The sequence below is a fragment of the Caulifigura coniformis genome (assembly GCF_007745175.1).
Taxonomy (GTDB): Bacteria; Planctomycetota; Planctomycetia; order Planctomycetales; family Planctomycetaceae; genus Caulifigura; species Caulifigura coniformis.
On the sequence record NZ_CP036271.1, the window covers coordinates 1887230 to 1901648 of the forward strand.

Below are 14419 nucleotides of genomic sequence, written 5' to 3' on the forward strand. Positions count from 1 at the left end.
ACACTGGTTTTGTCGCAGAAAAACACGAAAGCCCGAAGGAGAAATCCTTCGGGCTTTCGGCATTTCTACGCAAGCGATCTTACGGCTGCAGGACCCCGTTGATCAGGATCTGCCCCGTGCTCGATCCCGGCGGCTGGAACGGGATGAACGTTCCGTTTCCGACGCCCGGGAACGTCGTGATGATGTTGTCCTGCGTGCCCGACAGGTTCACCGTTCCGAACGTCGTCAGGAAGATGATGCCGCGGTCGAACGTCGCATCCGTATCCGTCAGGTCGATCTGGTTGCCGAAGTTGGTGTACGTCCCCGTGTCGTCGCCGATCCGCACGTCGCTCGTGTTGATCAGCGAGAACAGCAGGCCCGTTCCGCCGACGTTGTTGAAGTCCAGGTAGTTGTCGTCGAACACGATCGTGTTCCCGGCGGAACGCAGCGTCAGATCGAAGCCCGTCGCATTCGTCCCGGCGAACACAAACCCGGGCGTCACGGCGCCCGTCTGCTGGTCGATCACCGAGTTGTCGAGCATCTGCAGATCGGTCGGACCGTCGACGTCCATGCGGAAGCCCGTCAGACCGTCGTCGCCCGTGCCCGTTGCGACGAGCGTGTTCTGGTTGAACCGGATGAAGTTCGTGAACGACGTCCCGTCCTGGATGATGTCCACTCCGATCTGGTTGTCCGATCCCGAGATCAGTTCGAACCCGTTCCGTTCGACGTTCGCCGTGATCGCGCCGTTCCAGTCGACCCGGATCGCCGCACCTTCGTTGCCGTCGCGGTTCACCCGGAAGCCCGGCACCAGCGCCGTCGTGTCCTGGTTGTCCACAATGCTCAGGTTCAGCCGCGTGTCGTTGGCCGCACCGCTCACCGTCTCGATCTGCACCATCGCGTCGTTGGTGCTGATCTGCGCGCTGTCCGAGATCAGGGCGTTGCTGATCGTGTAGTCGTAGGAGTCGACATCCGTGTTGTCCTGGCTGACCCGCAGCAGGATCTGGTGGAAGCCGTCCGGATCGTCCGTCAGGCCGTCGGTGTCTTCCTGGTTGTTGTTGCTGACGATGCCGCCGTTGTACGTGAAGTTGACCGTATTCTCCGAGAAGATCGCGATCCCTTCGTTGTCGGTGTAGTCCTGGAAGTTCAGCTCCACCGTGTCGATGTTCTGGAAGATCGCACCGCGAGAGTTGACCCCCAGCACATCCGTGTCGCCCGAGGAAATCAGGCCGCCCGATCCGCGCGTCCCGCCGCCCACGATGCGGAAGACCGTGCTCGGATTGGTGATTACGTCGCCCGTGTCGTCGTCGATCGTCTGGTCGTCGACGACCCGGATTCCGAACGGGAACGGGTTGTACCCCGTCGCCGTCACGCTCGTGAACGTTGCGTTCAGCTCGGTGTTGTTCTCCAGGTCGATCGCCGCGCCGTCGCTGCTGATGATCGTCCCGCCGCCGGTCGACAGCGTTCCGTTGTTGTAACCGCGGAACGACAGCGAATCCTCGTTCGTGATGCTCAGCGACTGGAACGACACCGATGTGTTGTTCTCCACGTTCACGATCGGCGTGAACACTGTCGCCGTCGCATCCGTCACGTTCACCGCACCGAACGCGATCGTGCCGGTGTTGTTCTCGATGTTGATCTGGTTGTCGATGCTGTCGCCGATCTGCACCGAGCTGTTGAACCGGATCGGGCCCGAGTTGTTCTCCAGCACGATCGACTGGCCGGTCAGAGGGTTGATGACCACCTGGGCGGGGGCGCTCTGCAGGCCGAACGTGACCGCCGTGGCGTCGTTCGCGACCAGGATCGCCGGCCCCAGATTGTTCTGCTCGATCGTCACGTTCCCGTTCGCGATGAACTGCGCACCCACGCCGTTCACCTGGATGCCGTTGATGTCGCCGATGTTGATCGCCGTGCCGTTCGCCGCCACCGACTCGTTGTTGCGGCCAAGCTGTCCGATGGAAATGTCTCCATCGAACCGGACAATCCCTGTCGAGCCATTGAAGAAGTTGATCGCGGGATCTTCGATTGCCGCGCCCGGAACCACGGCCCCGATCGTCACGTCACCAAGGAACGAAATCTGCGATTGCGCCCCGATCTGGTTGAGCGAAATCGCGCTGTTGGCCCCTCGGCCGAGGATCAGCAGGTCGTTCGCCACGTTGACGTCGTCCGCGAAGAACACGTCTCCCTGGGCATTCTGGATGTCCAGCGCGATGTCCGCGGCGTCCGTGATCTCCAGACCATGCAGGAACGACACGGAACCGGCCTGGAGCAGGTCCACGATCTGCACGCCGGTCGTCGTCGAATTGGTCAACGACACCCCGGCCGATGACGACGGCGTGTCCGAAGACCGACCGAACACCGTCGCCGCGCTGGTATTGCTGATCAGGATGCCGTCGCCGCCATTGTCCGTGATCGTCAGACCGCCGAAGCCCAGCGCGGGCGACGTCGCGTTGTCGCCCGCAAGGTTGATCGTGCCACCGGTCTGGTTCTGGATGACCACCGCCCGGCCCGCGGTGTTGTTCAACTGACCGCCAAACCAGTTGACCGTCGAGTTCCCGCCGTCGAGGAACAGGTCGGTCCCTTCGACACCCGTCGTCGTCACCTGTTCGACACGGATGCTGCCCGTCGTGTTCTCCAGGTGCAGACCGTGTGAACCGAGACCGTTCGTTCCGTCGATTCCGACGTCCCGGATCTCGCTGCTGTTGATGCCGCTGCCGAAGATCGCCGTCCCGTTGGTGTTGACGATGTTGAAGCCTGCGAACACGCTGTTGTTCGCCAGCGTCACGGCATTGCCGACCGTATCCTGCAGTTCCGGCAACACCGTGCCGCCCGTCGCATCGGGCATCAGGATGAAGCCGTTGTTCGCAATCGGGTTCGCCACCGCGATCGGGTGATCGACCCCTTCGCCCAGGATCTGCTGGTTGTCCTCGATGATCACCGGCATGTTCACGAACACGCTGCCGGAGTGCACAAAGATGATGTCCGCATCGCGCGGATCGATCTGCGCTTCGTCGATGAACTGGTACGGCGTGTCGATCGATCCGTCCCCGCCCGGAGCCGGATAGTTCGGGAAGTCCGGATCAGCCGGAACGATGTTCCGCACGTGCAGAACGACGTACGGAAGTCCCGTGATCGGGTTGATCGCCAGTTCGTCCGGATTGACGACCGAGTCCTCGATTGCCGCGACGTTGTAGTTCCGCCGCACCCATTCCGCCATGCGGTTGAACTGGTTGTGGCCGATCCGCGGCCGACGCTGGACGTCGTGGTAGTAGTTGAGATCGGCGCCGACAATCAGGTTGTTGTTGAACGCCTTGTCGCTCGTGAATTCCAGGAACGAATGCAGGCGGCTCGCCAGGAAGTCGCCGTCCAGCCGAAGACGGTAGCCGGTCGCGTCTTCCAGGTCGAAATCGTTGGCGACGAAGTGATATCCGCCCGCCGACGCTTCCAGGTTGATCGACTGCGCCATCTCACCCGGAACCGGGACCGTCACCGTCAGGTCCAGGCCGTCCGTCGCAGCGGCGCGACGCGTCCTCGTGTTGAACGCGATGTTATCGTCGACGAAATGTTCCGATCCCTCGATGAACGTCGTTCCCAGGAATGCCGACTTGCGGCCCGTGCTCGCGTACAGGTTCGTCCGCACGTCGAGGTATTCGCTCAGGTACTCCAGCGAGAGCCCCGCCTGGGTGAACATCTTCGCCCGGGTGTCGTCCGCGTCATAGAACGCGCCGGCGCCGATGATCGCGTTGATGTTCGGCAGGAACTGGCGAACGCCAACACCGCCCGTTCCGCCGATGTGTCCGTTGTTCGTCGCGTAGAACCGGCCGTCCGTATACCACATCGTGTTGTCCACGAAGGCGTACGGCATCACCTCGAAATGCGTGATCGATTGCTTCCGCCCGATCGTCTCACCGACGATATGCCCCATCCGGGCCAGTGAACCCGTTCCACCGATCCCGATGTCGCGACTGTAGCTCCCACGGTCCGCCACGGAACCGCTCGGAGGCTGGTTCATCACGAACGCGTCCGAAGCCGCCGCCTGGGCGAACACCTGCTCCGGCTGTTGCGAGCCGGTCGGCGGTGTCGGCTGGGCGAACGCCGTAGCGCCGGCCGCCGTGCTCAGGAGCGCACCCCAGATGGAGACGCGACGCCAGCGTGGGCTGTTGGCGAACAGATGCGACAAGAGGTTCAACCGGTTCATCCATGCACCTCGTCTTCGCCGCCCATGCGCCGAATCATTCGACGCACGACCCGGGAAAAGGCCCGGGCGGGGGGTTCGGGAAAACGTCTGTCAGGAAAACTTCGGAATCAGGCCTCACAACGGCCAGCAAGCGACCGCGCTCGATGCGCGGCCTCTCCGGTGCCGAAGGAAAACCTGACGACGTGACGTGAGACTTTGGGGGGACGCTAAGGGAAGTGGACGGCGAAACTACTTGAAAGATTTCTGACCGGAAAGATGGAAGGTCACCACTTCACACCCCGCAGCCCCCCCTCCAGAAGCCCTTTTTCTTCCCGCGGCACACAGAACAGCCGCGCACTGTGCATCACCGAAATCATTGCGAAATCAGGGCTTGCATCGCACTCACATGAGCCGGAGTCGTCCCGCAACACCCCCCGATCAGACGCGCCCCGGCCTCCAGCCACCTCGCGGCAAGTCCTGCGTAAACTGCCGGTTGGGAAGCGGTTGTGACACGCCAACTCCCATCTTCCGACCGTTCTCCGGTGTTCGCGTAAACTCCAAACGGCACGACACCGACCCCGCAGGCCAGTTCCACCACCGCCTCTGGAACATTCCGGCACGACACGCAGTTCACCGAAACTGCAGCCGGCCTGAGCGCCAGCACCGTCGGCAGCACATCACCCAGACGCTCCCCCGACAGCAGGCGCCCCCCCGGTCCCGTCACAAAGCTGACGATGAAAGGCAGACCCGTTCGACCGGCCGCCTGGCAGGCCGCTTCCGCTTCGCAACCCGCAACCATCGTCTCGATCAGGATCAGATCCGCCCCGCTCCGCGCGATCTCGTGCGCCAACTGCCAGTGCTCGTCGGCCAGCGCCTCCAGCCGCGGAACGTCCTCCGGCGAGTAGCAATCACCAATCGGAGCCAGTGAGCCGGCGACCAGCGCCGGACCTGCCCGCCGCGCCAGAACGATCGCCTTCTCGACCAGTCTCCTCTGCTCGTCTCCCTTCCCCCAGTCCCCCAGGTTCCGACGGTGCAGCCGGAACGTGTTCGCCGTCACGATCTGCGCGCCAGCCTTCACGTAATCCTTGTGGATCGCCTCGAGCAGCTCCGGCGCATCGTCGATCGCCCGTGCCGACCAGCCAGCCCCTTCCAGCGCAAATCCCCGCCGCTCGAGTTCCGTCCCGGTCGCCCCATCCAGCAACACTGGGCGGCCTCCGTTGAGCAGGTCATCAAGGGAAGCGGTCATTCGCGGGTCTTCAAAACGGCAATGAGATCGAGTTCGTCCAGCCGCCGCCGCACCAGCAGCGACGAGACGACCGAGGCCACGAGAACCACGAGCACCGCAAACGAATACGTTGACAGGCTGATCACGAACGGCACGCGGAACATGTCCGTATCGAGCTGGGCGGCCACCGCGGCCGACATCCCGGTGCCGATCAACAGCCCCAGCGGGATCGCCACGATGGTCAGCGTCGCCAGTTCCCCGAGCAGCACCGTCGAAATCTCCGCCCGGGTGAAACCGATCACCCGCAGCGTCGCCAGTTCCCGGCTTCGTTCGGCCAGCGAGATCCGGGCCGTATTGTAAACCACCCCGAACGCGATGATCACTGCGAAGATCACGTTCATCGTCTTGATCCGCATCAGGTTCTCGGCCACCGTGTTCCGGAAGCTCTCGACCATCGCCTCACGGATCGTCACCGAGGCCACCTGCGGCGTGTTCTTCAACTGGGCATACGTCACCGGCTTGTACTTCGTATCGACCGCCAGGTACGCCCCGGAAACGATCGTCCCTTCTTCGAGCAGCCGGTTCAGCTCCGAGATCCGCATATAGCCCCACACCCCCGACAGGTCCTCCACCAGTCCCGTGACTGGAATCCGCAACGTCGGCCGCTTCCCTTCCAGCACTTCCGCCGTGACCAGTTCGCCCGGCTTCACGTCGAGCATCTCCGCCAGTTTGCGCGACAGCATGACCCCCTGGTCCGGCAGGATCGTGTCGCGCCGGTCGGTCCCGACCACCTTGAACAGTTCGATGTCGTCCGGCAGCCCCAGCAGCAGCGCCCGTTTCCAGTGCTGCTGGTTGCGAAACCGCACGAACGTCTGCCGGAACGCGTCCACCCGCTCGACGCCCGGAAGGTGCGCCAGTTCCGTCAGCGCCCGCGTCGACCGCGGCTCGATCAGCGTGACCGTCATGTCCTGCCGGCGCGCCAGCCGGAAATCGATGTCGATCATGTAGTTGATCGCATCCTCTGTGAAATTCCCGAGGATCAGCACCGAGACCGCCAGTGCGATCCCGGTGCACGACATCGCCGCCTTTCCGATCCGTCGCTCGAGATTCCGCAGCACGATCCGCGCCGTCGGCGAGAACAGCCTCTGCAGGCCAATCCGTTCCAGCAGCGTCTTCTTGTAGCGCGCCGGAGGCTCAGGCCGCATCGCCTCGGCCGGCGGCAGCCTGATCGCCTGGTAAACCGCTCCCACCGTCCCGGCGATGGCCGCCGCCCCGCTGATGAGCAGCGCCCAGCCGATCACGCGCGGATCGAACACGAACGTGAAATGCGGGAAGTGGTAGAACTTCGTGTACATCTGGGTCATCCCATTGCCCAGCCAGATCCCCAGCAGAACGCCCCCCGTCACGCCCACGGTCGTCACCATCAGCACCAGCTTCAGGAAGTGGCCCCCCACTTCCCATTTCGTGTATCCGAACGCCTTTAGCGCGGCGATCTCTTCCCGCTGCGTCGAAATCACCCGCGACATCACCACGTTCAGAAGAAACGCCGCCACGCTGAGAAAAATCGACGGCGCCAGGATCGACATCTTCTCCAGCTGCTGGATCTCGCTCGAGATGTAGCGGTTCGAAATCTGGTCGGCCGCCTCATAACACCCCAGCCCCCCGTACCGTTCCAGCAGTTCATCCACCGCCGCCATCACCGCCGGCAGCGACGCATCGGGAGACAGCTTAAACAGCACGTCGTTCCACGCCCCGTCCATGTCGTAGGCCGCTTCCAGCTCCGTTTCGCACATCCAGAACACGCCGAAATGCTTGTCGTCCGGAAGGATGTCCCCCTCCCGGATCGAAAAGATGTACTCCGGAGAAAGGGCGATGCCGACGACCGTCAGCGGCTGTTTGCGCCCGTTGATCACCGCATGCACTTCGTCGCCAAGCTTCAGCCCCTGCGCCGTCGCGAACGCCTCTCCCGCCAGCACTTCGTTGTTCCGCCCCGGCTCAGGCATTCTCCCCAGCCGCAGGTGCAGCGTGCACAAGGGAGGTACGTCGTGATCGGGAACCGAGATCAGCCGAGCGATCGCCGGCTCCGTCATCCCCGCAATGTCGAGAGTCGCATCGGCGACGATCCGGGGATGGACCCGGTCAACCCCCCGGATCGCTTCCATCCGCGGTTGCAGCGAGCGCGGCGCCCGTTTGACATGTGCGAACACATCCGCGAAGCGATACCGCTCGTAGTACGCCGCCCGCGTCGATTCGAGCGACCGCAAAGTCGACAGCGCCATCACGAACGCCGCCACCCCGCAGCCCATTACCGCCGCGATCGCGATCGCCTGCCCGCGCATCTGCCACAGGTTGCGGAGCAGCTTCCGATCGAGAGCCTTCATGGAACCGCAACATCCTCATGCCGGCCGTCACGGCCGGATCACTCCAAGTATCCGGCATCCCCCCGGGAGATTCCACGCTTCGCCAGTGGCCGCCCCCTCTGCTCGCAACGAACAGGGCGTTCTGCAAGACTCGCAAATCGAACCGGTCGCCCGCAGATTGCGCCACGCGACCACGGAAACGGAGCGTAGAAATGGGCGAGCACGTCGCTCACAGACGCCCAGTGGAAGGAAACGAGAATCACGATGTGGTATGGCGATACTCTCTGGCCAACGCTGGTGGCCATCGGCTCCGTGGCAGCCCTCGCGGGAGTCATCTGGTGGGATCGCCGACGACCGATCTTCCTGATGGTCGCCCTCGCCTGCATCCCGGCCGCGATCGTCGCGATCGTCGTCGAGCAGCGGATCGTCACCCCGCGCGAGCAGGTCACCGCCAGCCTCCACAACCTGATCCGCGATTTCGAGAAGCAGGATAGCGCCGCCGTGACGGAAGCGATCTCAGGCCGCTCTCCCGAGCTGCAGCGCCTCGCCGAAAGGGCGGTGGAAAAGGTGAAGATCGAAAACATCCGCGTCACCGACGTGAACGCCGAGATCTCCGGTGAAGATGTCCTCCGCGCCCGCGTCCACTTCCGCCTCTCGGCCGACGTGGTCTACAGCGGCGTCGCCCGCATGGCCCGACAGCCGACCCGCTGGATGGGCTCCTGGGAACAGGAAGCCGACGGCAAATGGAGACTGTTCGAGATCGACCAGCTCGACCCGCTCACCGGCGAGCCCACGCTGCAGGCCCGGCAGTACATCAACTGAGAATGAACCCCGCCGCCGCCGGGGCGACTAACGGTTGACGACGAATTCCGTCGAGTTCAGGTACGCCCAGCAGGCGTCCTGCAGACGCTCTGTCGATTGCGTTCCAGACGCCGCCACCCGGGCGCCCCGCGAACCGCCGCGGGCCGATTCTTCGAACACCCGCTGCTCGATCGGCGTCGGCTTGCGCGCCAGAATCGCCATCGACAGCCGCTCCAGTTTCTCCCCGTCCGACAACGGCGACGCTTCCACCTTGCTCAGAAACGTCCCCGGCCGGCCGCTCACCGCCTCTTTCACCAGGTCGCCGTTCATCATCACCAGCGCCTGCGGCAGAGATCCGTCGAACGTCGTCTGTTCCGTGTTCTCGTCGTTGTCCAGCGCCGTATAGAACTGCCCCAGCCAGGTCTCGCGGCGCTTCTCCGCGTCCCCCGCCATCGCCGCCGTCCGGTCCGCATTCGTCGCGACGAGGAGCGAATCGAACAGCTGCTCGGCCGAAAGCGGCTTGACATACATCCGCGTGAACATCGGCAGCGATCCGTTCTCAGGATCGTCCACCTCGTTCTCCGCCGTCGCCCGGCTTGATAGCTGGTACAGCTTCGACGCACACATCCACCGCAGCAGCTGCCGAACGTCGTAGTCCGACTTCACGAACTCGCGGGTCAGCAGCTCCAGAACCTCGGGATGCGTGGGCGGATTATGCGGCCCCATGTCGTCGAGCGGAGTCGTGAATCCCCGGCCGAACAGCTGTGCCCACAGGCGATTCACGAAAGCCGCCGCCAGCTGCGGACGGTCTCCTTCGCTCATCAGCTTCGCCAGTTCGTTCCGGCGATGGGTCGACTCCGCAGGCGGAATCTCCTTCCCGTCGAACGTCGGATACGCCACCCGCATCACGCCGTTCAGCGTCTCGAAGTAGATCGGACCGGCCGCCGGCTGGTTGACGAGTTCCTTCGTCGTGATGCGCCGGCCGTCATCGAGTTGCCTGGTCTTCTCGACCAGCTTCGTCCCCTGGAAAAACGCGTTCAACTGCCAGAACTGTTCCTGTCCCCAATCCTTCACGATCGGGTGAATATGGCATTGGGCGCACTGCACCTGCTGACACAGGAACAGCCGGGCTGTGATCGCCGTCGCCGGCACCGCCTGGTTATTGAGATGTGCCAGCAGGTAATTGGCCGCACCGTTCTCCTGGGCCGAGCCCTCGGCCGAAACGAGTTCCGTCACCGTTTCCGACCACGGGCGACCGTTCCAGAACTGCTCGCGCAGGAACTTGGAAAGCCCTTCCCGGTCGATCTGACGTTTCGGGCTCCGCCCCACCAGCAGGTTCGTCCAGACCGTGCCGAAGTGCCTCGCATAGGCCGGATCATTCAACAGCCGATCGACCACCCGCGCTCGCTTGTTGGGCGACTGGTCCGCCGTGAACTGCTCGATTTCCGTCAGTTCAGGAATCCGCCCACACAGGTCAAGCGATACGCGCCGCAGCCATTCTCCGTCTTCGGCGACGGCGGACGGCGAGACGCCCCCCTCGCTCCACGACGTTTCCAGCAGCCGGTCCAGCGTCGCAACGACGTCCGCATCGGTCTCCGGAAGTGTCGTGTCCGGCGTTGCAGTCGCAACAGCCTCGCCGGCCGGACGCGTGTCCTCCTGGCGCCGGGAAGGCAGCTCGATCTTCGGAAGCGGCGTCTCGTCGACGGTGCTCTTCCGCGGCGTCTCCTGGACGAGATCCTTTTCGGCCGGCGCCGGTGGATTGCCGCCGCGACTGACGAAAAACGCCGCCGCAAGTACGAGCAGCGCCGCAACGGTCGAAAGACCCGCCCGAACCGCGGCCGAAAGACGGCGAGGTTTCATGCCCGCCAGGGGACCACTGTCCGTCATCCCGCCGACACTCGGCCCGACAACACTCGGCTCGGCAACACGTGGCCGCGCCGCCGAGGGAATGATCGACTCGATGTCGACCGAGCCTGCATCCGGGACGGCGTCCCAGTACAACAGGCCGTGGAGCGACAGGTATTCCACGAACATCCGCCGCGCGTCGGCGTTGCTTAGGATCAGCGCCTCCAGCTGCGCAGCTTCCCCCTCGTTGAGACGCTCTTCACAGAGCGCCTCCAGAAGAGGGAACAGGCGATCTCGCAGCTCGGGCTTCACGTGTAACTCTCTGACGCCATCCGGCGTCGAATGCATTCGTACAGGCTTCTTCGGATTCGTCCGATCGACTGGTACAGCGAATTCGCGGGTCGGCCCAGGTTCTCGGCTTCGTCCCGACCGCTCGCCCCAGGCTGATACCGTTTCCGGATCAATTCGCGATCCTTCTCCCGCAGCTTGCCGAGGCAATCCTGCAGGGCTTCGCGACGCAGGTCGAGGTCGTTGACCTGCGACTCCACTTCCGACGCCACGGCATCGACGAACTCATCACTGAACCGCAGCCGGTCGCGCTGCCGTCGCTGCCGCGACTTCAGCACCTCGTAATGGGCCACCTGCGCCGCCCAGGCGAAAAAATTCGTCCCCGGCACGAACTGGTGATGCTTCGACAGAATCACCACGTTCGTTTCCTGCAGCGCTTCCTCAGCCTCCTGCAGTCTGCCCAGCTGCGCCAGAATCAGCAGATATAACTGCCTCTGGTGGCGCGTGAACAGGTGAATAAACTCCTCGCTGGGAGCCGTCGGCTTCTCGTCGTTTTCCACCGATTGTGACACGTCGTGCAGCCGTGGTGCTTCAAAGCCCGGCCGTTGCACCGGCCGGGGTCCCGCCGGGTGCAACCGGCAGGCCGTTCACGCCTCTCTCAGCCAATGAGGTCCTTGATCGGCGTCCCGCCGTTCGCAATCTTCATCGGCCGGCCATTCTTCGACGTGTGCACGGTATCGAGCGGAATCCGCAGCGAATGCGCGACCGTCGCCCACAGGTCGCTCGGCAGGTAGCTCTCGCTCTCGATCCGCAGGCCATCCGCGTCCGTCTTGCCGATCGCACGACCGCCCATCAGGCCGCCGCCCCCGGCCAGAACCGACCAGCTCTGCGCCCAGTGGTCGCGGCCCGTGTTCTGGTTGATCCGCGGCGTCCGTCCGAATTCACCCATGCAGATCACCACGGTGTTCTCGAACATGCCGCGGGCTTTCAGGTCGTTCACCAGCCCGGCGATCCCCTTGTCGAGGTTCGGCAGGTTCGTCCGGCGAAGCGTGTTGAACACGTCGTTGTGCAGGTCCCAGCCGTTCGGGTTGCGAACTTCCACGAACGGAACGCCTTTCTCCACGAGCCGGCGGGCCATCACCAGCATGTCGCCGAACGGCGTGCTGCCGTACCCCGCGCGAACTTCTGGCTTCTCCTGATCGACCCGGAACGCTTCCATCTGCGTCGAGGTCATCAGGTCGCGGGCCTTGATGTAGATGTCCTTGTGGGCCTTGCCGCTGTCGCCACGCTTCGAGTTGATGAAGCTGTCTTCGACCGCTTCGAGCATCGTCAGCCGCTGGCCCAGCCGGCCGGCGTCCTGGCCCATGTCGGCATTCTGGATCCGCCCCTGGGCATCGACCACGAAGGGAGCGTTCGACATTCCCAGGAATCCCGGGTCCATTCCGCCGCCGCCCACCGACACGAATGCCGGAATCTGCAGGTCCTTGCGCTTCGCGCCCAGTTCGTAGCTCACCACCGAACCGAACGTCGGGTGCACCACCGTCGGATTCGGCACATATCCCGTGTGCATGAAGTACGTCCCACGGGTGTGGTCCGCTTCACGCGTGCTCATCGAGCGCACGACCGACATCTTGTCCATCACCTTCGCGATCTCGGGAAGATGCTCGCAGATCTGCAGATCACCCTTCGTCGAGATGGGCTTGAAATCGCCGCCGTTCTTCGACTCGGGCTTCAGATCCCACATGTCGATCGTCGGAGCACCGCCCCCCAGCCAGACGAGGATGCACGCCCGCTGGTTCTTCTGGACTTCAGCCGCGTTCGCCTGCAGGTGCTGCAGGAACTGAGAGGCCCCCAGCGTCGCCGCGCCCCCCACCGCCATGTGATTCAGAAAGTGACGCCGCGACATCCCGCGAGGAGTGGCGAATTGCATGGGAAACCTCATGACTCGTTGAAGACGTATGTCCGGAAGCCCACGGGCCACGACCCGTGGGACGCAATTCAGTGGTTCAACACAAACTCGTTCGAATTCAGCAGCGCCCAGTACAGATCCTGGTAAGCCATGATCGGGCTCGGAGCCTGCCGCATCACTTTCTCGATCTTCGCGTACTCGGCCCGGCTCGGAATCCGCCCCAGGGCCGAGATGTACAGCGCCTGGATGCGCTGGTTGTCGTTCCGCAGCTTCGGGCTCGACAGCACCGTCGTCAGGAAGGCCCCCTTGTCGGGCGAAATCGCCTGCTTCGTGAGGTCTCCGTTCATCAGCATCAGCGCCTGAGGAATCGTCCCGCTGAACAGCGTCGGCTCGTCATCCTCGTTCCCGCCGAAGATCCGCATGAACTCCCGCAGCCACACCTCTTTCTGGCGCTGCGCGTCCTCGTAGCTCCCTTTCCCCGCCTGATCCGCGTTCGTCGCCACGATCAGCGAGTCGTACAGCTGCTCCACCGTCAGCGCCTTCACATACATGTGGCTGAACAGCGGAATCTCGCCGATCGACGGGTTGTCGATTTCGTTCTTCGGGTTGAACTGACTCGTCAGGTGATACGCCTCGCTGTTGCAGATCCACTTCACCAGCTGACGCACGTCGTAGTTGCTCTTCACGAACTCCTCGGTCAGGAAGTCGAGCAGCTCCGGATGGCTCGGCGGATTGTGCGGACCCATGTCGTCCACCGGCCGCGTGAACCCGTAACCCATGAAGTGTCCCCAGGTCCGGTTTACGAACGCCCGGGCCACCTGCTGGTTGCCATCGCTCTTCGCCATCACCTCCGCCAGCTGCTGCCGACGATTCGTCTTCTTGCCCGAATCGATCTCTTTGTCGAAATACTTCGGATAAGCCACCTTCATCAGCCCCTGACGCGTCTCGAAGTAGACCGGACCTTCGTAGTCGCGACGGACCAGCTCCGAGTAGTCGTCGACGTTCCGGCCCGAAGCCGCGTCGTACTTGTCGACGTCACGCCTCCGCACCTGCCGGAGAAAACTGTTGAACTCCCAGAACTGGTTCTGCTTCCAGTCGTTGAACGGATGGTCGTGGCACTGCGTGCACTGCACCTGCATGCCCAGGAAGATCTTCGTCGCCTTGGCCGTCGCCTCCACCGCGTAGTCGTCGCGGTTCGGATTCCCCGTCAACTGCCCCAGGATGAAGTTCACCGCGCCGTTCTGCTCGAAGTGCCCTTCGGCCGTCAGCAGGTCGTAAACGATCTCATTCCACGGACGGTTCTTCGCGAAGCTCTCCCGCAGGAACTTCTCCAGCCCCTCCCGGCTCGTCCGGTCCGGCGCATTGCGGCCAATCAGCACGTTCGCCCACACCGTCGTCATGTGACGCACGAAACGCGGGTCTTCCACGAGTTCCGAAACCAGCTCCCGACGTTTGCCCGAGTTCTTCTCGGACAGAAACTTTTCGACCGTCCCCGACTCCGGGATATGCCCGACCACATCCAGGTAAACCCGACGGAGCCACTCCGAGTCGTCCGCCTCCGGACTCGGCTCCACCTCGTTATCCGTCCACCCCTGCCGCAGGTACTTGTTGATCTCGTCGACGACCGGGTCGCCTCCGCGCACAGGCCGATCCGACTTGCCGTCCGCCGCCTCGGCAACGGAAAAGCAGAGCACCGTCGACACCATGCTCAGCGCAAGGAACCGCACCAGATTCATGGAAAAGGACCTCCCCGGAACGTCCACGTCAGATTCCGTCGCCGGCCTCCCCCGCCCTGGGACGGCCGCGTTCACCCCGCACGCAATCCAACGTGCGGGCAG

8 protein-coding genes are annotated in these 14419 nt (G+C 63.6%); 1 reads left to right on the forward strand and 7 read right to left on the reverse strand.

The annotated features are described in order from the left end of the window. Positions 1-79: 79 nt before the first annotated feature. The 3 genes from Pan44_RS07465 to Pan44_RS07475 all read right to left on the reverse strand — a co-directional run bounded on the left by Pan44_RS07465 (position 80) and on the right by Pan44_RS07475 (position 7759). Positions 80-4174 (reverse strand): beta strand repeat-containing protein, encoded by a 4095-nt coding sequence (locus Pan44_RS07465; protein WP_145028762.1) that lies wholly within the window; start codon positions 4172-4174, stop codon positions 80-82. 352 nt (positions 4175-4526) lie between these two features. Continuing rightward, entirely contained in the window at positions 4527-5399 is an 873-nt protein-coding gene (locus Pan44_RS07470) for a homocysteine S-methyltransferase family protein (protein ID WP_145028764.1), read from the reverse strand. Next, positions 5396-7759 (reverse strand): ABC transporter permease, encoded by a 2364-nt coding sequence (locus tag Pan44_RS07475; protein ID WP_145028767.1) that lies wholly within the window; start codon positions 7757-7759, stop codon positions 5396-5398. The genes Pan44_RS07470 and Pan44_RS07475 overlap by 4 nt, the downstream gene beginning before the upstream one ends. Positions 7760-8002: 243 nt before the next feature. Here Pan44_RS07475 and Pan44_RS07480 point away from each other — a divergent pair, with 243 nt between their 5' ends. After that, positions 8003-8560, forward strand: coding sequence for a hypothetical protein (locus Pan44_RS07480; RefSeq protein ID WP_145028769.1), 558 nt, complete (start codon positions 8003-8005; stop codon positions 8558-8560). A gap of 27 nt (positions 8561-8587) precedes the next feature. On the opposite strand, the gene Pan44_RS07485 is transcribed toward Pan44_RS07480, so the two are convergent. From Pan44_RS07485 to Pan44_RS07500, 4 genes are all read right to left on the reverse strand, one after another. After that, the gene (locus tag Pan44_RS07485) at positions 8588-10696 is read right to left on the reverse strand and encodes a DUF1549 domain-containing protein (protein WP_197453921.1); all 2109 of its coding nucleotides are present in this window, start codon (positions 10694-10696) and stop codon (positions 8588-8590) included. Next, positions 10693-11244 carry a sigma-70 family RNA polymerase sigma factor gene (locus tag Pan44_RS07490; RefSeq protein ID WP_145028773.1) on the reverse strand — a complete coding sequence of 184 codons (552 nt, stop codon included), beginning with the start codon at positions 11242-11244 and terminating at the stop codon, positions 10693-10695. The genes Pan44_RS07485 and Pan44_RS07490 overlap by 4 nt, the downstream gene beginning before the upstream one ends. A gap of 86 nt (positions 11245-11330) precedes the next feature. Further along, entirely contained in the window at positions 11331-12602 is a 1272-nt protein-coding gene (locus Pan44_RS07495) for a DUF1501 domain-containing protein (protein ID WP_145028775.1), read from the reverse strand. Positions 12603-12670: 68 nt separating this feature from the next. Beyond that, entirely contained in the window at positions 12671-14317 is a 1647-nt protein-coding gene (locus Pan44_RS07500; RefSeq protein ID WP_145028777.1) for a DUF1549 domain-containing protein, read from the reverse strand. Positions 14318-14419: the final 102 nt, after the last annotated feature.